The organism is Lonepinella sp. BR2271 (genome assembly GCF_051851515.1).
GTDB lineage: Bacteria > Pseudomonadota > Gammaproteobacteria > Enterobacterales > Pasteurellaceae > Lonepinella.
In genome coordinates, this window is record NZ_JBPDVF010000001.1 from 104127 (window position 1) to 127733 (window position 23607).

Below are 23607 nucleotides of genomic sequence, written 5' to 3' on the forward strand. Positions count from 1 at the left end.
AAAAGTGAAGATTTTCCACCGCACTTTGTTGCAAATTAATGATGTCGGATTAAGCTCAGTGTGCCTTGAATAATCCAACCTACCGCCAGCGCATAGACTAATGTGCCGATACCGACCGTGCCACCGAGCCAATATCCTAAGGCGCAAGCGGTCACTTCAATGATGGTTCGGACCACCGCAATGCGCCAATGAAATTTTTGGCATATCCCCACCATTAAACCATCACGTGGGCCAGCGCCAAGATGGCAAGTAAGATAAAAGGCGGTGCCAACGCCAAGTAGTAACATACCCATTAAAAAGTAGCCAATTTGTCCTGTTAAATCCGTTGGGAAAGGGAGATAGGCAACGGTGAGACCGAGTAATATGGCGATCACAATGACATTTAACAGGGTGCCAATACCCAGTCGCATTTTGAGGGGGATCCACAGCAGCATAACGATTCCGCTGATTAGAAAAGACGCCCAACCCACACTAAAATTACCCTGTAAAGCAATGCCTTGTGAAAGTACCGTCCATGGGGCTGAACCGAGATCAGACAGCAAAATCAAGCCCTCACCGATCCCCATAATCATGAGGGTTGGCAATAGCACAAACAAAGACTTGGTTTCCAGTGACCAAATATGTTTAGCGGTCCAAATCGTGTCGGGTAACGTGGCGGGTTTTAGTTTCATTCAATCGTTCCAAAGCAGTTGAGTCTATAATAATGAAAAAATGACGAGAAAAAAACAAAATTAAACGCATAACTTATAGCAGAAAAATATAAAAGCGGTTAGAATGGGGCAATTTTTACTTTCAGGAGAAATACATCATGGGGTCATTAATTAGTATCTTAGGGATTGTGGTATTATTGGGTATCGCATTCTTATGTTCAAACAATCGTAAAGCCATTAATTTCAGAACCGTGTTCGGGGCGTTACTTATCCAAATCATTTTTGGCGCACTGATTCTTTATGTGCCTGCGGGACGAGATGCCTTGCTCTGGTTATCCAATGGCGTGCAAAAAGTGATTGGTTATGGCTTTCAGGGGATTGAATTTGTTTTTGGTGGTTTAGCCAGTAATAAAATTTTTGAAGTAATGGGCGGTGATGGCTTTATTTTTGCCGTGCGTGTTCTCCCAAGTATTATTTTCTTCTCTGCGTTAATTTCCGTGCTGTATTATATCGGTGTCATGCAATGGGTGATTAAAATTATCGGCGGTGGCTTGCAAAAATTATTAGGCACCTCCAAAGCGGAGTCCATGTCTGCGGCGGGGAATATTTTCGTTGGACAAACCGAGGCACCATTACTGGTGAGACCTTACATCAGCAAAATGACCAACTCTGAACTTTTTGCCATTATGTGTGGTGGTTTGGCGTCAATTTCAGGCTCTATGTTAGCCGGTTATTCAAGCATGGGCGTGCCATTACCTTATCTGATTGCCGCCTCCTTTATGGCCGCACCGGCGGGGTTATTGTTCGCTAAAATGTTATATCCACAAACCGAAAAATTTGATGATAGTATTGAACATGTTGAATTGGAAAAACCCTCTAATATTTTAGACGCCGCAGCAGGTGGCGCCTCTTCTGGTTTACAACTGGCGTTAAATGTGGGCGCAATGTTAGTGGCCTTTATCGCTTTAATTGCCTTGATTAATGGTATTTTAGGCGGTGTCGGTGGCTGGTTTGGCTATGACGAATTATCTCTTGGCGTGATTTTCGCTTGGATTTTCAAACCATTAGCTTGGTTGATCGGGGTACCTTGGGAAGACGCAGGTGTTGCAGGCCAAATGATTGGTACAAAATTAGCGATTAACGAATTTGTCGGCTATTCAGATTTTGCCAAATATTTAAGCCCAGAAAGTGCGGTGCAATTAGCGGACAAAACGAAAGCGATCATCACCTTTGCCTTGTGTGGTTTTGCGAACTTTGGTTCGATTGCGATTCTGATCGGTGGTTTAGGTGCCATGGCACCAAATCGCCGTGGTGATATTGCTCGTTTAGGCTTGAAAGCGCTGGTTGCGGGGACATTATCAAACTTAATGAGTGCCACTATTGCGGGCTTATTTATTGGTTTAAGCGGTGTTGCTTTAGCCTAAACCACGGTATAATGAATGACCGATTTAAGGAGTACACCACAGCATTGTCTGTGGTGTTGTTATTTTTAACCCTGTTAAACGTTTGCGTGAACGGAAATAAGGAAAGAAAAGGATGAAACGTGTATTCATCATCATGCTTGATTCGCTCGGCATTGGTAGTGCAAGGGACGCGGATAAATTTGGCGATCAAGGGGCCAATACATTGGGGCATATTGCACAATATTGTGCGGCCAATCAAGCAAATAGTACGGATTTATCCATTCGTCAAGGGCGCTTGAAATTACCTCATTTGGAAACCCTCGGCTTGGGGCTTGCCGCCGAAAAATCTTGTGGCGTGTTACCTGACGGCTTTCAAGCCGCACCCGAATTAATCGGTGGTTATGCCTTTGCACAGCAAATTTCATCCAGTAAAGATACGATTTCAGGGCATTGGGAAATAGCGGGAGTCCCCGTCTTTTTGAAGTGGAATGTTTTTCCGCAAGCAGAACAGAGTTTTCCTGAGGATTTGCTTGAACGCATTGTACAAAAAGCGGGCTTGGCGGGGTATTTAGGAAATTGCCACGGCACCAGTGCGACAATTTTAGATACCTTTGGCGAGGAGCATATCAAAACCGGTTATCCGATTTTTTATACCTCGGAAGAATCCGTGTTTCAAATTGCTTGCCATGAACAACATTATGGCTTAGAGAAACTGTATGAACTTTGCCAAATTGTGCGAGAAGAATTAGCACTCGACAATATTGGGCGAGTGATTGCACGTCCTTTTGTGGGGGAAAAAACAGGAGAATTCCAACGCACCACGAATCGTCGAGATTTCACCGTAGAGCCACCAACCAAAACCCTGTTACAAAAATTGATTGACGAAAAACAAGGGATTGTGGTTGCTGTGGGCAATGTGGCGGATATTTATGCACATACGGGGATTAGCAAAAAAATCAAAGCGACGGGGCTAGAAGAATTATTTGATAAAACCTTGCAAGAAATGCGAAGTGCGGGGGAAAACACCCTCGTTTTTGCCAATTTTGTGAATTTTGATGCCACGGTGGGTTATCACCGAGATGTCACAGATTATGCCATAGGCTTAGAATATTTTGATCGCCGTTTGCCGGAATTATTGGAATTAGTCAACAACGAGGATCTATTAATTCTGACCACCGATCATGGTTGTGATCCAACATGGCAAGAGTCCATTCATACCCGTGAACATATCCCCGTGTTACTGTATGGTTCAAGCATACCCAAAGCCTTTCTTGGTCAACGAGAAACCTTTGCGGATATCGCACAAACCGTAGCACAATATTTTGATTTATCGCCGATGGATTACGGTAAATCGATCCTTTAATTGATTAAACAGAGAGGAAAACATTATGACTCCACATATTAACGCACCAGCAGGCGCATTTGCAGATGCCGTATTAATGCCGGGTGATCCACTTCGTGCTAAATACATTGCAGAAACATTTTTAGAAAACGTTCAAGAAGTAACCAATGTTCGTAATATGCTTGGTTATACGGGGACTTACAAAGGCCGCCGAATTTCCGTGATGGGACATGGCATGGGGATTCCCTCTTGCTCGATTTACAGTAAAGAACTGATTACCGAATATGGCGTGAAAAAAATTATTCGTGTTGGTTCTTGCGGTGCCGTCCGTCAGGATGTGAAAGTCCGTGATGTGGTGATTGGCCTCGGCGCTTGTACTGATAGCAAAGTCAATCGTATTCGTTTTAAAGATAACGATTTTGCCGCCATTGCAGATTTTGAGATGACACAAGCTGCCGTACAAGCAGCGAAAAACAAAGGCGTCAAGGTTCGAGTTGGGAATTTATTCTCTGCGGATCTTTTCTATACACCGGATGTGGAAATGTTTGATGTGATGGAAAAATATGGCATTCTTGGGGTTGAAATGGAGGCTGCAGGGATTTATGCTGTGGCGGCGGAATACGGGGCGAAAGCCTTATGTATCTGTACGGTTTCCGATCATATTCGGACAGGCGAACAAACCAGTTCAGAAGAACGCCAATTCACCTTTAATGAGATGATTGAGATTGCGTTAGACAGTATCTTAATCGGTGATTCTGCCGAATAAGGCGCATAAAAAGTGCGGTGATTTTATTCAATAATTTGATTGAATTTGCACCGCACTTTATGCTTGAGAAAAGGGTTAAGCCTTTTTCAGAAATGCCGATTTTAATGAAAAAGGTTGGCCCTCAATTTTACAATCCACATCATGATCGCTGTCGACTAAGCGAATATTCTTCGCTTTGGTGCCTTTTTTCAACACAATAGATGACCCTTTTACTTTGAGATCTTTAATTAAAATGACGTCATCGCCATCTTGTAATAGATTACCATTGCTGTCTTTCCACACTTTTTGTTGGTTTTCTTCGCTTATTTCTTCATCTGACCATTCATAAGCACAGTCAGGGCAAACAAAATTCACGCTATCGTGATAAACATAGTCACCCTGACATTTTGGGCAAGTCGGCATTTGATCCATTTTCTTTTCCTTACGTATAAAATTGGGCGCCAGTATAGCAGAGAATTGGCGATTTATCCAAAATTCGCCCTTGTGCGAATTTCTTTTATGCTCGGATTTCTTTTATACTCACTTTTCAGTAGAATAGAGCGCAACATTTAATTAAGAGGTGAGTATGAAAACAAAACAACTGATTATTGCATTATCCACAGCATTATTTTCGAATGTGTTATTGGCGCATAATATTCAAGTAAACCACCCATTACCGGCAGTCAGCGTACAAAAAGACGGTGAGATAAATCTCAACGGTGACAAGGTTCAATATCAAGGTTGGCATTCTGCCCAGTTAGTCGGCAAAGTTAGAGTGGTACAGCATTTTGCCGGCAGAACCGCGGCCAAAGAAAAAAATGAGGCATTAATTCAAGCCATTAAACAGGCCGGATTTGACCGTAACAAATATCAAACCACCAGCATTATTAATGCGGATGACGCCGTGATAGGTACAGGGATTTTTGTCAAAAACAGCGCAGAAAAAGGCAAAAAGGAAAATGCCCACAGTCAGGTGATTTTAGATCAACAAAGTGCGGTGAAAAATGCGTGGCAATTACGTGAAAAAGATAGCGCCGTGATTGTGTTAGATAAAACTGGTAAAGTCCAATTTGTGGCAGAGGGCAAATTATCGGCGGAACATGTAAAAGAGGTAATTGATTTAGTTGGAAAATTACTCAAACAATAAGCCTTAAACATTTGCCCCATACTTCACATTCAGGAAGATGGGGCATTTTTTATCGCTTATTGTGCATTAGCTTTCGTTTTAGTGGGTTTATCTTCTGGTAAGATTAAATTTAAGATCAAAGCAAGCAAAGAGCCGACGGTAATGCCTGAACCAAAAATTTCTTTGAAGAACGTTGGCAATTTATCCAATAATTCTGGACGTGTGGTGACCGCTAATCCGCAACCGATAGAAATCGCAATAATTAAACCGTTGCGTTTGCTACGTTCAATGTTGTCCAACATTTGAATACCGGCCGCAATAATCATAGCGAACATCATTAAGCCCGCCCCACCTAAAACAGGCAATGGAATAGAAACGATTAACGCCCCAAACACAGGGAATAAGCCCGCTAATACCAATAAACCGCCCGTCAGTGCAACAACATAACGACTTGCTACGCCCGTCAAGGTGATCACGCCGATATTTTGTGAGAAAGAAGAAAATGGCGTGGTCGACATCACGGCCGCTAAAGCAGAACCTAACCCATCACACAGAATACCACCACGTAAATGTTTGCCCGTGATTTCCGTTTGGGTCGCATTGCCTAAAGCAAGGAAGTTACCGCTACTTTCTACGATAGTGACTAAATAAGCAATCGCCATACCGATAATGCCGGTAATGGGGAAAGATAAGCCAAAATGGAGTGGTTGTGGCAACGCAAAGGCTTGTGCCTCTTTTACGCCAGTGAAATCAATCCATCCGAGGGCAAGACAAAGGATATAACCGGTCATCATACCGATCACAATCGCAGCCGCAGAGAAAATGCCGGTTCCCCATTGCACTAATGCCACTACAATAACGAGTACAAACGTCGCCATCATCAGATTTTCAGGGGCAGCATAATTGGCATCAGAACGCTGACCACCCGCAAACCAGTCCACCGCCACAGAAATCAAACTTAATCCGATCATCATGACGACCGTGCCAGTGACCACCGGTGGAAATAATTTACGAATACTCGGCATAAAGAAACTGCCGATAATCATCACTAAGGCACCGACTAAGGACGATCCGAGAATACCTGCCACCCCATGTTCACTAAAACCAACGGCAAGGGCGGCTGACACGAATGTAAAGCTGGTTCCCATTACGCTAGGTAATCGAATCCCAACTGGCCCCAACCCACGGCATTGAATGATCGTCACGATCCCCGATACTAACAAGGCAGCGTTGACTAAAATAATGGTGTCGGGAGTAGGTAATTTTAATACGTTACCAATCACTAATGGCACGGCAATAATACCGCCGAGCGCAGCGAGTAAATGTTGTGCCGCTAATAATAAACTTAACCCAAAAGGCGGTTTATCTTCTACGGTATAAAGTAGGTTGTTATTCATAATGGTTCCTCAATTAAAAAATAGGCACGCATTATACAGCAAACGTTTGCGTTTTGTTAGAAAAAAGTGCGGTGGGAAATTCCGAAGGAATTTCAACGTTGCTTTGAGCAACGGGGGCAATGCCCCGAACAATCCTGTAAGGGATTGTGAGTAAAAAACAAAAACATTTTTCACCGCACTGTTGTTTTGACAGGAATGGCGTATTACCAACCGCCCCCAAGTGCCTTATACAAACTCACCAAACTCAATGCTTGTTGGCGTTGTGATTGAATCAACTGATTTTGTACATTGATCGCATTAATACGTGCATTAATCGTACTATCTAAGGTTTTATTACCATTTTGGAACAATTTCACCGCATCATTAGCTTGTTTATTGGCTTGCGTTAAAGATTGAGCAAATAATTGGCTTTGGCGAGCTTGGGTATATTGTTGATGATAGGCATTATCCACTTCGGCTAAACCATTTAATAAGGTTCTGTCGTATTCTAATAGAGCAGATTGAAGTGCCGCATCTGCTTTATCAATATTAGCTTGAATACGTCCATTGGTGAAAAGTGGTACATTAATGCCCACACTGACCATGGACATCCAGCCTTTCAGTACCGTGTCACCATCCGCTTGCATTTTTCCGCCGTCCGCCATAAAGCTGAGAGAAAAACGTGGGTAGAGATCCGCTTTGGCACTGGCGACTTTCGCTGCTGCGGCCTGCACCGAATAACGTTGAGCTTGTAAATCAGGGCGACGTTCTAACCAACCTTCTGGCGTGCTGCCTACCGGTGCTTTGGGTAAATTGGCTAAAATATTACGGCTATCTGGTAGCGTAAAACCTTGTGGTACTTCGCCTAATAACACGGCAATAGCTCGCACTTCCGTGGTATATTGCGAGTTGAGCGTAGTTTGTTGTGCTTTAGCTTGTGTGATTTGGGTTTCAATTTCGCTCACTTCGTAAGCGGTTGCTTGCCCCGCATTAAAACGGCCTTTCACATAGCGAGCCAGCTTGTTTAATTCTGCAATTTGTTGATTGCTCGTCACTTGTTGCTGTTGAATCGCACGTGCATTGATATAATGTTGAGCAATATTGCTAGAAATTAACATTTTGGCGGAATAGGCTTGTTGTTGCACTGCGTCACGTTGAAAACGAGCCGCGTCGCTGTCACTGGATTTTTTACCGAAAAAATCCGCTTCCCAACTTGCACTTAAGCCACCGTAACCATTAAGGCCTTTACTTTCACGGTCTGTGCCATACATATTCATATCGCTATAAGAACCGCCACCGCTGACACTCCCAGATACATTAATGCCTTTATCAGCTTCTGAATAGTCAGCTCCTGCTTGGGCTTCATTTAAACGGCTTAAGGCTAATTTATAGTCTAGGTTTTGGGCTAATCCTTTATTAATTAAATTGCTTAATACCGGATCATTCCAACTGTTCCACCATTGGCTTAAGTCTATTTGAGCGGTGCCTTGTTGGCTGAAATTTACCGGTAAATTCACCGCACTTTCAGTGGATACTTGGGTTTGTTGGCAAGCGGTTAAACCTAATAACACGGCTGCAACGAGAGTAATTTTAAATTTATTCATTGTGTTTCCTTTTTGTTAGCCTTGTCTTTCTAACATTTTCTTAAAGCGTAATAGGGCGAAGATTAAACAAATTAATGCGACCACTGAAACAGTGAGTAACTTCGTCCATAAAATATCAATACCTGCCCCACGGAAGAGGACATCTTGTGAGAAGTCAGCGAATACGGTGGTTGGCCAGTATTTACTGATTTCTTGTGCGACCACTGGCATGTTGATTCTTGGTGCTGCCGAGCCAGAGAAGAGTAATAACACCATATACGTTGGCACCACGAGTAAGCTAAATTGTGCCATGGTGGGTGCAATCGTGGCTAACATTACCCCTAAGGAGGAAATCGCAAAGAGAAAGAGTGCTAACCCCACGCCATATAACCACAATTCACCGTTGATCGGCACGTCTAAATACCAGTTCACCACTAATCGCATGGAAATCATGGCCGCTACCCAGTTAACTAAACCGTTGGCGAGAATTTTAGCTAACAGAATTTCTGACGCATTCACTGGCATCACTAACAGATGTTCCATGGTACCACGCTCACGCTCACGAATCACCGCCGAGCCAACTAACACCATCACCATTAACGCCAACATATCCCCAATTTTCATGGTCGGTACAAATCGCACACTTTCTGCATTGGGGTTATACAATGAGTTAACCACTGCAACCGCTGGTGCATTACTTGATTTCGCTCCCAGAAATTCGCTGATTTCTTGCGTAATATAACCTGTTAACATGGTTGAACCAGCTCCGGCTTGCGTCATCATGGTGGCATCTACTTGCAGATAAAGCTCAGGATGACGTCCCATTAACAAATCTTTCTCAAAATTCTCTGGAATTTCTAGGGCAAAAATAATTTTATTTTTATCCATTAAGTGATGGGCTTCATCACGTGTCATTTCTACCGGTTTGGTGAAATAAGGTTCTTTAATGGCGTCTTGTAAACGATAGCTTAACGCTGATTTATCATGATCAATAATCGCAATGGGTGCGGATTTTACATCATAGGTAATCGCATTGGCTAACATCCCAATCATTACGGTAAACACCATTAAAATGGCAATTAATAACGCCGGTTCGCTAAATAAACTTTTCAGTTCTTTGACGGTGAGCGTAAAGAGAGATTTTAATGCACGCATTACGGCTCCTGTTTTTTCAATTTAATACTGGCAACCATCAGATAAACCAAAGGGAAAATAAGCAACACTAAAAAGTTATTATGCAAATCTTCAAATGGAATACCTTTGGTAAAGGTGCCTGCACTGATACTTTGGAACCATGACGCAGGGAAGAAATTACTCAGAATTTGAGCCCACCAAGCCATACTAGAAACGGGGTACATCATCCCCGAGAAGTTCATGGTTGGAATCATGGTCGCAATCGCCACAATAAACAATGCGGCCGCTTGTGATTTCATTAAACTGGAAATTAATAAACCAAAGCTAGTGGATGCCCAAATGAAGATCATGGCACCTAAACTTAATACCGCTAAGGAACCTTTTACAGGGACACCAAACCAGAAAATCGCCATGCCCACTAGGATAATATAGTTCACGCCCCCCATTAAAATATAGGGGAGCTGTTTACCTAGTAGGAATTGAATCACTTTGGCTGGTGATGAGTAAAGGTTCATAATGGAGCCGATTTCACGTTCACGCACTACGCCGAGTGCGGTCATCATGGCAGGGATCATCATCATGATCATCATCATCAAACTTGGCACCATGGCGTTAACACTTTTGGATTCAGGGTTATACATCATGCGTGGCACGATATTGATCCCGCCACTGTTGGTGGATGTAGCATATTGTGCATTAAATTGCGACATAATACTGGTGACATAGCCTTGCACCGTAGAAGTATTAGCAGGCAATGAGCCATCAATAAAGAATCCTACTTCTGGCGAACGACCATTTAATAAATCACGCCCAAAGCCAGATGGAATTTCAACCACGACTTCCACGCCAGCACGTTTTAACACTAAGTTTAAATCATCACGTGAATGAATGGTGGCTTGTAAATCAAAATAGCCAGATCCTGTAAAGGTTTGAATTAATGCTCGGCTTTCTGGGCTTTGATCTTGATCGTACACCCCAAAACGCATTTCACCCACGTCGAAAGAAATCGCCCAACCCGTAGCCATGAGTAAAACAATCGGGCCAAAAATGGCGAACATTAAACGGATTTTATCTCGGGCTAATTCTTTTGCCTCACGCACCGCAAAGGCCCAAGTCATCAGGAAGAAATACATTAACGCATTTTGTTTTTTCACTGGCTTGGTTTCCGTTACGACATTATTTGCCTTACCGTCCGCTTTTTCAATGGTATTTTCCGGTTCCGCAATGAGTAAATATTGAATAAAAGCCTCTTCTAAACTGTTAGAATGATGTTCATCAATCAGTTCTTGTGGCGTACCGAGAGCCAGTACGTTGCCTTTGTGCATCAGCGACAAACGGTCACAATACATGGCCTCATTCATAAAGTGCGTGGTCACGAAAATGGTGATTTTATCTTCACGAGACAATTTAATCAGCATTTCCCAGAACATATCCCGAGCTGCAGGATCCACCCCCGAGGTCGGTTCATCCAAAATTAACACTTCAGGACTATGCAAACAGGCACAGGCTAATTGTAAACGTTGGCGAATGCCCAAAGGTAACGCAGAGGGGAGCGTGTCCGCCATTTCTGTTAATTGGAAATATTCGAGTGTTTGTTTAATCGCACTTTCGCTTTTACGACCAAGTTCGTATAATTTTGCGTGTAATTCGAGATTATCTCTGACGGTTAATTCTTCGTACAATGAAAAAGCCTGCGACATGTAGCCGACTCGTTTTTTAATCGCATTTGAGCCAGCCTCAATGGATTCGCCTAATAATTGTGCGGTGCCACTAGTGGGTTCAATCAGACCAGTGAGCATTTTCATGGTGGTGGATTTGCCACAGCCATTGGAACCTAAGAAACCAAAGATTTCGCCTTTTTCGATTTCAAAAGACACCTTATTCACCGAGGTGAAATCCCCAAATTTTTTGGTTAAATCCGAGGCTTGCATGGCTAACGGTGAATTAGGATCGGATTCAAATGGTGGCAAGACCAAGCCATTTTCGCTACCTCGTTTATCTTCTGGCAACATTTTTACATAGGCCACTTCAAGGGAATCTGTCTTGTAGCGATCCAGTACGGCCTGGGTTTTATCGTTTTCCAGAATTTTGCCGTCGTCCATAGCAATCAGATACTCAAAACCTTGTGCCTCGTCAATATAAGCGGTGGCGACGATCACGGTCATTTCGCTCATTTCGGCACGTAGATTATCTACTAACGCCCAGAATTGACGGCGAGATAATGGGTCAACGCCGGTGGTGGGTTCATCTAAAATAAGTAAATCAGGGCTATGCACTAACGCACAGCAAAGACTGAGCTTTTGTTTCATACCGCCAGAAAGTTTACCCGCTGCACGGTCGCCAAAGGGAGCTAATCCCGTAGCCTGCAATAAACGTTGGGTGCGATCACCCAGTTCTTTTTTGCTTAAACCAAACAGATCCGCATGAAACTCAATATTTTCTTTAATGGTGAGCGTTGGATAGAGGTTTTTCCCCAACCCTTGTGGCATAAACGCAATGCGAGGTAACGCACTTTCTCGTGGCGCCGTTTTTGCCATATCGCAGTCCAGTACTTGCACCGAACCTTGTTGAATAATTTTCACCCCTGCAATAATCGAAAGCAAGGTAGATTTTCCCACCCCGTCAGGCCCGACAAGCCCAACGGTTGACCCCTTGGTGATTTCTAAGGAAACGTCTTTTAACGCTTCATTATCACCATAGCAGTGCGTGAGATGTTGAATAGAAACAGCGACGGTCATTGAATTACTCCTGTGGTAATTTAACCGCTAAATGACTTGCCCAATCACTGTTATCTAAACGTACATAACCATTACCGGCCATCCCACCTTTCAGTAAGCCTTGATATTTGGTGGCCACATCGGCAGGGACTTTAAGTTTAATTTTAAACATAAATTTGGTCCGTTCCGCTAAGGTTTCCACGGATTTCGGGGTAAATTGTGATTGTGTCGCAATTTGGCTCACCACCGCAGGGAATACCGCCTCCACGCCGTCTAACACAATACGAGCCTCATCACCGACTTTGACTTTCGCCATATCCGTCGCAGGGACAAAAATATACATTGAGACATCCGTCGGATCGAGCAAACTCGCCACTCGGCTACCCGCAGCAACCACGTTACCTTCATCCACAAAACGGTACTCAATGACACCCGCATAAGGCGTACGAATAATCATATCATCAGTCACCGAGGTCGCTTGGGCGATTTGGGTTTCCGCCACTTCAACGTTACGTTGAATTTCGGCCAAACTGGCAGTGGCAGATTTCACTTTTGCCACCGCTGCATCACGATCCGCTTGACGGCGAGCCACTTCTGAGGCAGACACTAAGCCATCTTTACGCAATTTCAACGCATTGTCTAATTCTAATTGTGCTACTTTTTGTTGTTGTTGCGCAGCTTGAATATCTGCTTGCGCACGGGCAATGGTTTCTTGTGCTTTTTGTTTGTTTGCTTTCGCTTGATCCACTTGGCTTGTTGAGGTTTCAGAGGCAAGTTCAGCGATTAAGTCATTGACATGCACATATTGCCCTTCTTCCACCGCCACGGTTTTCACCCGACCCGCATATAAACTTTGCAAGTCGATACGTTTCAATTCCAAACGCCCATTACTGGCCGCCAGATTTGACACTTCGACTTTGGATTGTTGAGATTGATAATAGTAATAACCACCGCCAGCAAGGGCAAGTAAGATAATTAATATAAGGATTTTTTTCATTCGTGTTACCTATCATTTATGGTCTAAAAAATTGCGGAAATTATAACCTATCCTCTTTTTTATACAATCAACAATATTTTAACAAAAGTTATGTTATGATAACAAAATTGATAATATGTGTGCATAACGCAGAAAAAGACAAAGGTAATTGGTATGACAGAACAAGCAGATTTACGTGTACAGCGTTCTCAATATTATATTCAACAAGCCCTTGTGACTTTATTAAAAGACAAATCCTTTACTGATATTTCCGTTCAAGATATTTTAGACAAAGCCATGGTTAACCGGAGTACGTTTTATCGTCATTATTCAGGCAAAACGGATTTAGCCGCTAAAATGATCGCCGAATTTAAACAACTCTTAGCCGAAAGAATGGAACAGCGTTTAGAGAGTAAAAATCTCAATTTATTTTACTTACAGCTGATCCCGCAAATTTGGGACAAACGAGAATTAATTTTAGCCCTTTGGAAAATCGACACGCCAAAATTACATCTTTATGCAGATATGCAACAAATGATGAAAGGCTTTTTGCTCGTCCTATTGGAACAAAAAAAAGTGGATCCAGACTTTATGGATTATCAAAGCACCATTTTTGCCAAAATGATGTTAGCCAGTGTTCGTTATCACTTTGAACGCAATATTAAACCCGATTTGAAAATGGCATTAATGAAAATACGAGAAGTGATTGATATTATGGATTTTTAGTATGAAAGAGTGCGGTGAAAAAACATGATTTTTTCACCGCACTTTAATTAGCGTGCGTTCATTGAACCATTATTGGCTTTCTCTACGCAAACGCTGATATTCCTTGGATTGATTAAGTAAAATCCGAGCGGCCTTTTTCAAATCATTAATATCCTCATTCGGTAAATAAAACGTGGTCGGCAAATTCAGCATACGTTGACGAAATTCTGCTTGATCATCAGGCAAATCTCGTAAATTCAAGCTAATAAAATAGATGCCCGCTTTATTACCTTTCACTTTAGCTAATTCCTCGTTTCGTGCATCCACCACAGCTCGAAAACGGTTTAAACTGGCTTGTGAAGTTTGTTCAATCGGCACATCAATGACCGCCGTGGCTTGGTCGGAAAAGCTCGGTATCTCCGCTTTTTTATCAATTTCTGTACTAATCTGGTTTTGGGCATTCACGCTAATCACAATAATTCGCTTGATATTGCTGCTTTTTAACCGTTCACGAATGGCACTTTCAGGCGACACTTCTTGGGTTTCTAGCAAACTTTTAATGCCTAAATTATCGGTTAATCCGCCGTCTAATAAATGAATATATGGTCGATCTTCGCTGTTACCGTATTGTTGTAATTGACGAATATATTGCTGACGGGATTCATTTTGCAAACTGTCAGGCTCGGCATTTAAGGTGGCCTGTAATTCTTTTGGTAATTGGTAATGACAGTTTCCGCCATTATTATTCAAGGTCAATGGCGAAAATACCAGTGGCACCGCACTAGAGGCCGCCACCGCTCGAGCAAGCGGTAATTTCGCTAAATCCAGACACATGGTATCAAATTGTTCTTGGGTAAAATCCAAGCGTCGACCAATCGACATATCCGTTGCACTGATCACGGCAAACGGGCCTTTGCGTGCGGTGGCTAAATCCCCAAAGGTTTTATTTCCAAAGAGGGTATTTTCAAATTGCTCTTGCAATAAATCGCCCCGTCCGAATTCGGGCGAAAATAAACGTGGCATATTGGCAAAAGACAGGGTTTGGTTCACCATTAATTTTTGGAAATTTTGCTTTAAGAATTTTTTCTCAAAATTCGGAATGGTTTCTTTGCCGTAAAGCGAATAATAAATCGCTAAGACGGAACCACCAGACACGCCGTATACCATATCCACATGCTCAATTAAGTTTGTGTTTTTACCGTCTAAGGTGATGGGGTGACTATTTAATTCTTCTAGCACGCCATAACCAAAGGCTGCCGCACGGGTTCCGCCGCCAGAAAACATAATCGCCACAATGGTTTGATCATTGAATTTATCTTGCATCACTTTTTGAATGCGATAGCCTTTGCTCATATCCACTTGGTCAATGGTGGCTAACGGTTGATATTGCACTGCATTACAGGCGGTGAGAAAAAGGAGTGAGCTGATAAAAGCCAGTTTATGGGGTAATGTCATTGAGTATGTTCCTAAAATATTTTGAGGGCAGTATAGCAGAAAGCAAACCCACTGATAATAGACTTTTCACATTCACCTTGAAAACCCTCACCCCCTCCACCGGCAGTTATGCGAGCATTTTTATAACTTTTTTATATAACTAACAGCAAAAGATTATTTCTGTTGTTATATGGCTTTCTTATATGATTTAACCTGATTTCTATTTTTCCAATATCATGGTGTGCTGAAAACGAATATCAAGTCTATGCACCGGTGGTTACATTAATTAGGCTTAGATTCTATTGCTACCGCAACGGACGTAAACCGTAATGTACTTTGTACTTCCAATCCTGTGGAAAGTAAATACGTTATCAAGATGAAGATCACGAGCGGCAAGGTTGTGCTTCCCATTATCTGGCGGAACGTGCCGAAGAAGATGGAGCAGTCGGGATTTTCGTGGAGCAGAATAATAATTTTAGATTGCCAGAAAATAGTGAAACCCCGATTATTATGATTGGTGCGGGTACGGGCATTGCACCGTTCCGAGCCTTTGTACAACAGCGTGCAGCCGATGAAGCCACGGGGAAAAACTGGTTAATCTTTGGTAATCCGCATTTTAGTGAAGATTTCTTATATCAAACCGAATGGCAAACCTTTGCTAAAGACGGTTATTTACATAAATACAGCTTTGCTTGGTCAAGAGATCAAGACGAGAAAATTTATGTACAAGATAAAATTCGTGAAAATGCTGCGGATATTTGGCAATGGTTGCAAAATGGCTCACATATTTATGTGTGCGGTGATGCCAATAAAATGGCGAAAGATGTCGAAAAAGCCTTGCTTGATGTGATTGCCGAACAAGGCAAATTAAGTGTTGAAGATGCAGATGAATATTTAGATGAATTGCGTCAGAATAAACGCTATCAGCGAGATGTTTATTAATCATCATAAAAAGCAATAAAAAAACACCGCACTTTTTTAGTTGGTTTACCCCCATTCAATAAAGTGCGGTGATTTTTTTTAATATAATCGAATAATGGCAATGCCAGTGAGTAACAGCACTAATCCAATAAATTGCATAAGCTGTAATGGCTTTTTCACTGCGCCTAATATACCGAAGTGGTCAATACATTGGCTACCAATAATCATACCGGCTAAGGCAAAGATCACCGTTTGACCGGTGCCCAACTCTGGCACTAACAACACGTTACCAAACACAAACAATGCCCCCAGCGAACCGCCAAACCACACCCAAGTTGGGAGTTTGGCTTTTGCCGCTTGATGTAAGGCAGGCAAAATGGGTTGACGTTGTGCGTTAATAAATAGGAATAAACAAAGCGTTCCCACAGCAAAAGAGATCAGGGCGGAGAGTAGGGGGGAATGCAATTCATGGCCTAAGGCACCATTGATAGCGGTTTGCATGGCGCCCATGCCACCTGCCACAATCCCGATAATTCGCCATAACCAAAGGGAAGATGTTGTTTGCGGTGTGTGAGACATTTTAGGGCGACGCACGACCAGAAAAATACCGCTTAACAATAAAATTGCCCCCAGTAAACGGCTTAAACTAAAGGCATATTGTGGGGTATGAAATAAACTAAAGTGATCGATAATCAGGCCCATGGACACTTGCCCGAGAATCACCATAATCACCGTTTGCACACCGCCTAAATGCGGAAATAACAGAATATTGGTGGTCAATGCGATGGTGCCTAGAAAACCACCAAGCCACATCCAAAAGGGCGTATTGGCGAGGCTTTGGGTATCAACGAGAAAAGATTGAGCACTCAGCAAGCCAAAACAAAACAAGCAAAGGGTACCCACTAAAAAGGAAATATTGGAGGCAATAAAAGGCGAACTCACCGCAAGGCGTAATTTGGCATTGATCGCCGTTTGTAATGCAATGCCTGCCCCAATGAATAAGGCAAAACTAATCCACAACATGATGTCATCCTGATCTTGGTTAAATGAAATGATAAGATTATTTTACTGCGAAAAAGAAAAAAATTCAGGGGATTTTATGAAAAAGATCCCCTGAATAAAAAGGATAAACGGCGATTATTTAATCGGATCTAAACCTAATACTTTACGCCCATTAATACTGGCAATATTGACCATTTCTTCTAAATTGGGGAAACGGCAACCGGCGGCTAACAAGCTAAGTTCCTGCCACATATCCCCCTCACATAACGGCACCATGTAGTCACAAATATTATCCGTACCAATGGCAACCGTGATCCCCTCTGGAATCATTTCATCAGCGGGCGTTAAGGCATTATGGAATGGCATCAATTCTTCTTTGCGGTTACTATCAATCCATGCCATCGGACAAGCGATCATCATCATTTGTGCCTCACGCATTTTTTGATACAAATTGTAGCGGTAAGTTTTGGAGTGGGCGCCAATCGAAATCCCATGAATGGCGACGACACGTCCTTGCATACCATGCTCAATGGTTTTATCACAAAGTTGCTCGGTTTCTTTTTCTTTTGGGGTATTAAATTGATCCACGTGAACATGACACATAATCCCCAAAGATTTGGCTTTATCGAGTAAAATATCCATGGCCTCTAAACCACGACCATAATCTAATTCATCACGATAGGGCAAGCCACCGATCATATCCACCATGTCTGAACCAATATCAAACCATTTTCTTGCGGTTGGCTCAATCACCCCTTTTAAGGTTTGGTTGGCAAATTTTAATACAATGTCGCTTTTATACACTTCTCGAGCTTTATGTGCCGCAATAATCGCCCGATCTTCACAGACAGGATCAATATCCACGAATGTGCCAAACGCCGTGACCCCTTGTGAAATCATCAGCTCAATGGCTTGACTAAAACGTGCATAATAATGTTCCACTGTGGAGGTGCGTTTAACTTCATCCACCAGATCCCATTTTTGTTGCAGATTACAGTTATGATAAATACTGATTTTTTCCGGTGTCATGGTAAAAGCACGGTCGGCATGTGCATGGGCGTTGACCCAACCGCCTTTTTTGATAATTTCATCTCTTATATAGGTTTTAAAGCTACGAACATGATTTTTCATAAGGATTCCATAATGATAGATGTGAAGTGAGCGGATAGGAAATGCGTATTAATAGAAAATAAACCGCTTATCAATGAGCATGTATTGATAAATAGGGTGGGAATGTTATAAAAAATTCGCTGATTTTTCATTAATAACATACTGTTCTAGTCCGAGTTGATACTAGAAAAGTAGTATAAAACTTTATGGGGAAAAAGGCTAGTATTAATCAGAAAATTACCTGAAAAAACACCGCAGTTTTTGGATTTTTCCATTAAACTGCGGTGTTTTTTTCGTTATTTTTAACGTAAAAATGCGGGAATTTTACTTTCGTATTCCGCAATTTTATCTTCGTGTTGCAAGGTTAACCCGATATTATCTAAGCCATTTAATAAGCAATGACGGCGAAATTCGTCCAGTTCAAAATGATAGACTTTATCGCCCGTGGTTACTGTCATGGCTTCCAAATCAATTTGAATTTCTTTGCCTGTATTCGCCCATACCCATTGAAAAATTTCTTCTACTTCTTGTTCGCTTAAACGCACGGGTAGCATGTGATTGTTTAAGCTGTTGTTATAGAAAATATCCGCAAAGCTCGGGGCGATCATCGCTTTAAAACCATAATCTGCTAATGCCCATGGGGCGTGTTCACGTGAAGATCCACAACCTAAATTTTTGCGAGCCAATAAAATGGTGGCTCCTTGATATTGTGGATAGTTCAACACAAATTCAGGGTTGGCTTGAGTGCCATCGGCGTCCAAATAACGCCATTCGTGAAATAAATGTTTGCCAAACCCAACACGAGTAATGGCTTGTAAAAATTGTTTTGGAATAATTGCATCCGTATCTACGTTCGCCGCATCAAGTGGCACAACCAGACCAGAAAGTTGTTTAAATCCTGCCATGTTTTGCTCCTTATTGGCTTAGTTTAATGCGATATTACGAATATCAACGAATTTACCAAACACCGCTGCCGCTGCCGCCATAGCAGGGCTAACTAAGTGGGTACGACCGTTTCGACCTTGACGACCCTCAAAGTTACGGTTAGATGTAGATGCACAACGTTCCCATTCACCTAAACGGTCATCATTCATACCTAAACACATGGAGCAACCAGGGTTACGCCATTCTGCACCAGCGGCAATAAAGATTTTGTCTAATCCCTCTTTTTCCGCTTGTTCTTTGACTAAACCCGAACCCGGAACGACTAATACACGTTTTACGTTGTCCGCTTTTTTGCGTCCTTTCATCACCGCCGCTGCCGCACGTAAATCTTCAATACGTGAGTTCGTGCAAGATCCAATAAAGACTTGATCCACTTCAACTTTAGTTAAATCGGTATTAGCGTCTAATCCGATGTAGTTTAAGGCTTTTTCTGCGGATGCTCGAGCCACTGGATCCGCCATTTCTTCAGGATTTGGCACCCGTTGATCAATACCAATCACTTGCCCTGGGTTGGTTCCCCAAGTCACTTGTGGTGCAATATCTTTCGCCTCTAAGGTGACTACTGCATCAAATTCGGCATCATCATCGGTTTTTAAGGTTTTCCAATAGGCAATTGCGTCGTCCCAATCTTTGCCTTTCGGTGCGTGTTGGCGATCTTTTAAATAGGCAAAGGTGGTTTCATCGGGTGCAACAAGTCCTGCTTTGGCACCTAATTCAATAGCCATGTTGCATACTGTCATACGCCCCTCCATGGAAAGATCACGAATGGCCTCACCACAGAATTCGACTACATAACCTGTTCCGCCTGCCATGGTGGTTTTGCCAATAATGGCTAACACAATATCTTTCGCCGTAATCCCTGGGTTGACTTTGCCACGGACTTCAATTTTCATACTTTTGGCACGTGCTTGTTTTAGGGTTTGGGTGGCGAGGACATGTTCGACTTCAGATGTCCCGATCCCAAATGCCAAAGCACCGAATGCACCGTGAGTAGCGGTATGCGAATCACCGCAAACAATGGTCATACCCGGTAAAGTTAAGCCTTGCTCAGGCCCCATAACATGCACGATCCCTTGTTGTTTGGTATTCATATCAAATAATTGAATACCGGTATTTTTGCAGTTTTTGTCTAGCTCAAGCACTTGAATTTTTGCTTGACCTTCAAGTTTATTCACATCACGTACTTGGGTAGAAATACTGTGATCCATGGTGCCAAAGGTTTTATTGACTTGGCGAACTTGACGATTGGCCACACGTAAGCCGTCAAAGGCTTGTGGACTGGTGACTTCATGGATCAAATGGCGGTTAATATACAGAATCGGCGTTTCGCCGTCTGCTTCATACACCACATGGCTGTCGAATAATTTTTGGTAGAGTGTTTTTCCCATTTTTATTTCTCGTTAGGTTTTAATTCGTTATTCGTTGGAGGTAATTTACAAAAATCCCCTCTCCCTCTGGGAGAGGGCTAGGGTGAGGGTAAAATGTAATTAACCCTCACCTCCCGAAAATCCTTGCGGATTTTCTCCGTCCTCTCCCAAAGGGAGAGGCTGTTATTTATTCAATCGCATTCGCAATCAACGTCCCCATTTCACTAGTAGAAACAGGTTGGCTGTCATCTGCTAAATCGGCAGTACGGTGTCCTAAAGCTAACACTTTTTTCACCGCACTTTCAATGGCTGTGGCGGCTTCGTTTTGGTTAAAACTATGACGTAACATCATCGCTGCCGATAAAATCTGAGCAATCGGGTTGGCAATGCCTTTGCCCGCAATATCAGGAGCAGAACCGCCAGCAGGTTCGTATAAGCCAAAGCCTTGTTCATTTAAGCTAGCAGACGGCAACATGCCCATTGAACCTGTGATCATGGCACATTCATCAGAAATAATATCACCAAAAATATTAGAGCAGAGTAGCACGTCAAAGAAAGACGGCTGTTTAATCAACTGCATGGTGGCGTTATCAATATAAATATGATCTAATTTGACCTCTGGATATTGTTTTGCCACTTCATTCACTGTTTCACGCCATAAAATTGAGCTGATTAATACATTGGCTTTATCCACTGATGTTACGTGTTTGCTACGCTTCATGGCGGTTTCAAAGGCAACTTTGGCAATACGTTCAATTTCATATTTATGATACACTTCGGTGTCAAAGGCTTTTTCATCTTTGCCCTCGCCCTCACGCCCTTTGGGTTGACCGAAATAAATACCGCCCGTTAATTCACGCACGGTGACCATATCAAAGCCTGTTTCGGCAATATCCGCACGCAATGGACAGAATTTTTCTAAGCCTTTGTACAGCGTAGCTGGGCGTAAATTACTGAATAATTTAAAATGTTTACGTAACGGCAATAATGCTCCACGTTCAGGTTGTTGATCTGGCGGTAAGTTTTCCCATTTTGGACCACCCACTGAACCAAATAAAATCGCGTCCGCTGATTCACAGCCTTGTAAGGTGTTTTCAGGCAATGGACAACCTTGTTTATCAATGGCAATACCGCCTACGTTGAAATGGTGGTAATTTAATGTAAAACCGTATTTTTGTTGTACCACATCTAACACTTTAATGGCCTCTGCCATAATTTCAGGACCGATACCGTCGCCGGATAAAACTGCTACATTGTATGTTGTCATTGTTTATTTCCTATTTTTTATCAATATGTTGAGTTTTTGGGCGTATGCAATACGCCCCTACAAGATTAATGTTTTAAATTTCTGGTCAAATTCGCCACTTTTTGCGAACGATAAATAGCATTAATCGCATGAATTAACGCCAGTGCGGAAGATTCCACAATATCTGTGGCAAGACCGACCCCATGGAAACGGCGACCCTCATATTCCACTACAATATCCACTTGACCAAGCGCTTCCGCTCCCTCACCTTTGGCGGTTAAATTATAATGGGACATTTTCAAATCCATACCCACAATTTGCATAATCGCATTATACACCGCATCCACAGGACCATTACCGCCATTAGAAACTTGATTAATACGATAACCGTCTAACGCCACTTGTACAAAGGCTGAAGCAGGTAAACCACTTAATGTTTGTGAAGTGATCACGTCTAAAGTTAAACGATCTTCATCGCCCTGTTGCATATCAATAAATGCCAACGCCTCTAAATCGTAATCAAACACCTGACCTTTCTTATCCGCCAATTTCAAGAACGCTTCATATAATTTATCCAAATCGTAATCTGCTTCAGTATAACCCATATCCGCCATGTGACCTTTCACCGCCGCACGACCAGAACGAGCAGTCAAATTCAATTTTTCTTTTTTCAAACCGATACTTTCAGGCGACATAATTTCGTAGGTGTTTTTATTTTTCAACATACCGTCTTGGTGAATACCCGATGAATGAGCAAAAGCATTATCGCCCACAATGGCTTTATTCGGTTGAATTGGCATATTACAAAGTTGGCTCACCATTTGGCTGACACGGTGAATTTCTTGGGTATTAATACGGGTATCTAAGCCGTTAAACATATCCTGACGAGTTTTAATCGCCATCACCACTTCTTCAAGTGCGGTATTGCCTGCCCGTTCACCAATACCATTAATGGTACATTCAATTTGTCTTGCCCCATTTAACACCGCCGTTAACGAGTTGGCGGTTGCCATACCCAAATCGTTATGGCAATGCACGGAGATAATCGCTTTATCAATGTTTGGCACACGATTTAACACATCTGCCATAATGCCACCATATTGGGTTGGTAAGCAGAAACCTACTGTATCAGGAATATTGACTGTTGTCGCTCCAGCGGAAATGGCAGCTTCCACAATGCGACAGATGTTGTCAATCCCTGTACGACCCGCATCTTCACAAGAAAATTCTACATCATCGGTATAATTTCTCGCACGTTTTACTGCTGCCACAGCCATACCCACCACATCATCAAAAGAACGTTTTAATTTGGCTTCTACGTGTAATGCTGAACTGGCAATAAAGGTATGAATCCGATAAGCATCAGCCACTTTCAAGGCTTCATAAGCCGCATCAATATCTTTATCTACGGCACGAGATAAGGCACAAACACGGCTGTTTTTAATATTTTCGGCAATCGTACGTACTGACAGAAAATCGCCCTCTGATGAAACAGGAAATCCGACTTCCATGACATCCACCCCTAATCGTTCTAAAGCAAGGGCAATTTGTAATTTTTCTTTTACGGTAAGACTTGCTTTTAATGCCTGTTCGCCATCACGTAGAGTGGTATCAAAAATAATAATGTTGTTTGCTGCCATAATGTCGTCCTTTTCTTCGTTAGATCGTTTCGTTAGGGTTTTACTTTGAAAGTGCGGTGTTTTTTTATGTTATTTTTAATAAAAAACCCCGAACTTTTTATCAAAGTGCGGGGTTGTAAATTCGTGTTTTATGCTATTTTTCTATCGTCCACAACTTAACCGCACAAAGAATGTGATAATCGTAA

Annotated in this window: 19 protein-coding genes and 1 pseudogene; 6 read left to right on the forward strand and 14 right to left on the reverse strand. The window is 42.4% G+C overall.

Features of this window, described 5'->3' with window-relative positions:
* Nucleotides 1-35: 35 nt before the first annotated feature.
* A complete protein-coding gene (locus tag ACTG7X_RS00565) occupies nt 36-671 on the reverse strand; it encodes a YczE/YyaS/YitT family protein (protein WP_439256623.1) in 636 nt (211 codons plus the stop codon).
* A gap of 137 nt (nt 672-808) precedes the next feature.
* On the opposite strand from ACTG7X_RS00565, the gene ACTG7X_RS00570 reads away from it, so the two are divergent.
* The 3 genes from ACTG7X_RS00570 to deoD all read left to right on the forward strand — a co-directional run bounded on the left by ACTG7X_RS00570 (nt 809) and on the right by deoD (nt 4161).
* Entirely contained in the window at nt 809-2074 is a 1266-nt protein-coding gene (locus ACTG7X_RS00570; RefSeq protein ID WP_439241273.1) for a NupC/NupG family nucleoside CNT transporter, read from the forward strand.
* 112 nt (nt 2075-2186) lie between these two features.
* Nucleotides 2187-3416 carry a phosphopentomutase gene (locus ACTG7X_RS00575; protein ID WP_439256624.1) on the forward strand — a complete coding sequence of 410 codons (1230 nt, stop codon included), beginning with the start codon at nt 2187-2189 and terminating at the stop codon, nt 3414-3416.
* A gap of 25 nt (nt 3417-3441) precedes the next feature.
* The gene (deoD, locus tag ACTG7X_RS00580; protein WP_439241268.1) at nt 3442-4161 is read left to right on the forward strand and encodes a purine-nucleoside phosphorylase; all 720 of its coding nucleotides are present in this window, start codon (nt 3442-3444) and stop codon (nt 4159-4161) included.
* A gap of 75 nt (nt 4162-4236) precedes the next feature.
* On the opposite strand, the gene ACTG7X_RS00585 is transcribed toward deoD, so the two are convergent.
* Nucleotides 4237-4572, reverse strand: coding sequence for a zinc ribbon domain-containing protein YjdM (locus ACTG7X_RS00585; RefSeq protein ID WP_439256625.1), 336 nt, complete (start codon nt 4570-4572; stop codon nt 4237-4239).
* Between the two features lie 154 nt (nt 4573-4726).
* Between ACTG7X_RS00585 and ACTG7X_RS00590 the strand changes: the two genes are divergently transcribed.
* On the forward strand, nt 4727-5287 hold the full coding sequence (locus ACTG7X_RS00590) for a YtfJ family protein (RefSeq protein WP_439256626.1): 561 nt from the start codon (nt 4727-4729) through the stop codon (nt 5285-5287).
* 56 nt (nt 5288-5343) lie between these two features.
* Here the strand turns inward: ACTG7X_RS00590 and ACTG7X_RS00595 are convergent, their stop codons facing one another.
* From ACTG7X_RS00595 to ACTG7X_RS00615, 5 genes are all read right to left on the reverse strand, one after another.
* Complete coding sequence (locus ACTG7X_RS00595) at nt 5344-6663, reverse strand: nucleobase:cation symporter-2 family protein (RefSeq protein WP_439256627.1); 1320 nt, start codon at nt 6661-6663, stop codon at nt 5344-5346.
* A gap of 203 nt (nt 6664-6866) precedes the next feature.
* Nucleotides 6867-8246 carry an efflux transporter outer membrane subunit gene (locus ACTG7X_RS00600; RefSeq protein ID WP_439256628.1) on the reverse strand — a complete coding sequence of 460 codons (1380 nt, stop codon included), beginning with the start codon at nt 8244-8246 and terminating at the stop codon, nt 6867-6869.
* Nucleotides 8247-8261: 15 nt separating this feature from the next.
* Complete coding sequence (locus ACTG7X_RS00605; RefSeq protein ID WP_439242911.1) at nt 8262-9380, reverse strand: ABC transporter permease; 1119 nt, start codon at nt 9378-9380, stop codon at nt 8262-8264.
* Nucleotides 9380-12097: a ribosome-associated ATPase/putative transporter RbbA gene (gene rbbA, locus ACTG7X_RS00610; RefSeq protein ID WP_439256629.1), complete on the reverse strand. Its 2718-nt coding sequence runs from the start codon at nt 12095-12097 to the stop codon at nt 9380-9382. The genes ACTG7X_RS00605 and rbbA overlap by 1 nt, the downstream gene beginning before the upstream one ends.
* A 4-nt stretch (nt 12098-12101) precedes the next feature.
* On the reverse strand, nt 12102-13073 hold the full coding sequence (locus ACTG7X_RS00615; RefSeq protein ID WP_439256630.1) for an HlyD family secretion protein: 972 nt from the start codon (nt 13071-13073) through the stop codon (nt 12102-12104).
* 153 nt (nt 13074-13226) lie between these two features.
* On the opposite strand from ACTG7X_RS00615, the gene ACTG7X_RS00620 reads away from it, so the two are divergent.
* Nucleotides 13227-13778: a TetR/AcrR family transcriptional regulator gene (locus ACTG7X_RS00620; RefSeq protein ID WP_439256631.1), complete on the forward strand. Its 552-nt coding sequence runs from the start codon at nt 13227-13229 to the stop codon at nt 13776-13778.
* Between the two features lie 69 nt (nt 13779-13847).
* On the opposite strand, the gene ACTG7X_RS00625 is transcribed toward ACTG7X_RS00620, so the two are convergent.
* On the reverse strand, nt 13848-15212 hold the full coding sequence (locus ACTG7X_RS00625; protein WP_439256632.1) for a patatin-like phospholipase family protein: 1365 nt from the start codon (nt 15210-15212) through the stop codon (nt 13848-13850).
* Nucleotides 15213-15581: 369 nt separating this feature from the next.
* On the opposite strand from ACTG7X_RS00625, the pseudogene ACTG7X_RS00630 reads away from it, so the two are divergent.
* A pseudogene (locus ACTG7X_RS00630) lies at nt 15582-16133 on the forward strand (sulfite reductase subunit alpha); the annotation flags it as partial.
* A gap of 78 nt (nt 16134-16211) precedes the next feature.
* Here the strand turns inward: ACTG7X_RS00630 and ACTG7X_RS00635 are convergent.
* From ACTG7X_RS00635 to leuA, 6 genes are all read right to left on the reverse strand, one after another.
* Nucleotides 16212-17135 (reverse strand): DMT family transporter, encoded by a 924-nt coding sequence (locus ACTG7X_RS00635; RefSeq protein WP_439256633.1) that lies wholly within the window; start codon nt 17133-17135, stop codon nt 16212-16214.
* Between the two features lie 114 nt (nt 17136-17249).
* Nucleotides 17250-18245 carry an amidohydrolase family protein gene (locus tag ACTG7X_RS00640; protein ID WP_439242899.1) on the reverse strand — a complete coding sequence of 332 codons (996 nt, stop codon included), beginning with the start codon at nt 18243-18245 and terminating at the stop codon, nt 17250-17252.
* Between the two features lie 281 nt (nt 18246-18526).
* Nucleotides 18527-19129 carry a 3-isopropylmalate dehydratase small subunit gene (gene leuD / locus ACTG7X_RS00645; RefSeq protein ID WP_439242897.1) on the reverse strand — a complete coding sequence of 201 codons (603 nt, stop codon included), beginning with the start codon at nt 19127-19129 and terminating at the stop codon, nt 18527-18529.
* Nucleotides 19130-19147: 18 nt separating this feature from the next.
* Nucleotides 19148-20557 (reverse strand): 3-isopropylmalate dehydratase large subunit, encoded by a 1410-nt coding sequence (leuC, locus tag ACTG7X_RS00650; RefSeq protein WP_439256634.1) that lies wholly within the window; start codon nt 20555-20557, stop codon nt 19148-19150.
* Nucleotides 20558-20723: 166 nt separating this feature from the next.
* Nucleotides 20724-21803 carry a 3-isopropylmalate dehydrogenase gene (gene leuB / locus ACTG7X_RS00655; protein WP_439256635.1) on the reverse strand — a complete coding sequence of 360 codons (1080 nt, stop codon included), beginning with the start codon at nt 21801-21803 and terminating at the stop codon, nt 20724-20726.
* Nucleotides 21804-21868: 65 nt separating this feature from the next.
* Nucleotides 21869-23422 (reverse strand): 2-isopropylmalate synthase, encoded by a 1554-nt coding sequence (leuA, locus tag ACTG7X_RS00660; protein ID WP_439256637.1) that lies wholly within the window; start codon nt 23420-23422, stop codon nt 21869-21871.
* Nucleotides 23423-23607: the final 185 nt, after the last annotated feature.

Coding starts and splice junctions, on each gene's coding strand:
- leuB (WP_439256635.1), bottom strand. CDS start 21,803: ATGACAACATACAATGTAGCAGTTTTATCCGGCGACGGTATCGGTCCT.
- leuA (WP_439256637.1), bottom strand. CDS start 23,422: ATGGCAGCAAACAACATTATTATTTTTGATACCACTCTACGTGATGGC.
- ACTG7X_RS00640 (WP_439242899.1), bottom strand. CDS start 18,245: ATGAAAAATCATGTTCGTAGCTTTAAAACCTATATAAGAGATGAAATT.
- ACTG7X_RS00565 (WP_439256623.1), bottom strand. CDS start 671: ATGAAACTAAAACCCGCCACGTTACCCGACACGATTTGGACCGCTAAA.
- ACTG7X_RS00615 (WP_439256630.1), bottom strand. CDS start 13,073: ATGAAAAAAATCCTTATATTAATTATCTTACTTGCCCTTGCTGGCGGT.
- leuD (WP_439242897.1), bottom strand. CDS start 19,129: ATGGCAGGATTTAAACAACTTTCTGGTCTGGTTGTGCCACTTGATGCG.
- ACTG7X_RS00595 (WP_439256627.1), bottom strand. CDS start 6,663: ATGAATAACAACCTACTTTATACCGTAGAAGATAAACCGCCTTTTGGG.
- ACTG7X_RS00635 (WP_439256633.1), bottom strand. CDS start 17,135: ATGTTGTGGATTAGTTTTGCCTTATTCATTGGGGCAGGCATTGCATTA.
- ACTG7X_RS00620 (WP_439256631.1), top strand. CDS start 13,227: ATGACAGAACAAGCAGATTTACGTGTACAGCGTTCTCAATATTATATT.
- rbbA (WP_439256629.1), bottom strand. CDS start 12,097: ATGACCGTCGCTGTTTCTATTCAACATCTCACGCACTGCTATGGTGAT.
- ACTG7X_RS00600 (WP_439256628.1), bottom strand. CDS start 8,246: ATGAATAAATTTAAAATTACTCTCGTTGCAGCCGTGTTATTAGGTTTA.
- ACTG7X_RS00570 (WP_439241273.1), top strand. CDS start 809: ATGGGGTCATTAATTAGTATCTTAGGGATTGTGGTATTATTGGGTATC.
- ACTG7X_RS00585 (WP_439256625.1), bottom strand. CDS start 4,572: ATGGATCAAATGCCGACTTGCCCAAAATGTCAGGGTGACTATGTTTAT.
- ACTG7X_RS00625 (WP_439256632.1), bottom strand. CDS start 15,212: ATGACATTACCCCATAAACTGGCTTTTATCAGCTCACTCCTTTTTCTC.
- deoD (WP_439241268.1), top strand. CDS start 3,442: ATGACTCCACATATTAACGCACCAGCAGGCGCATTTGCAGATGCCGTA.
- ACTG7X_RS00575 (WP_439256624.1), top strand. CDS start 2,187: ATGAAACGTGTATTCATCATCATGCTTGATTCGCTCGGCATTGGTAGT.
- leuC (WP_439256634.1), bottom strand. CDS start 20,557: ATGGGAAAAACACTCTACCAAAAATTATTCGACAGCCATGTGGTGTAT.
- ACTG7X_RS00605 (WP_439242911.1), bottom strand. CDS start 9,380: ATGCGTGCATTAAAATCTCTCTTTACGCTCACCGTCAAAGAACTGAAA.
- ACTG7X_RS00590 (WP_439256626.1), top strand. CDS start 4,727: ATGAAAACAAAACAACTGATTATTGCATTATCCACAGCATTATTTTCG.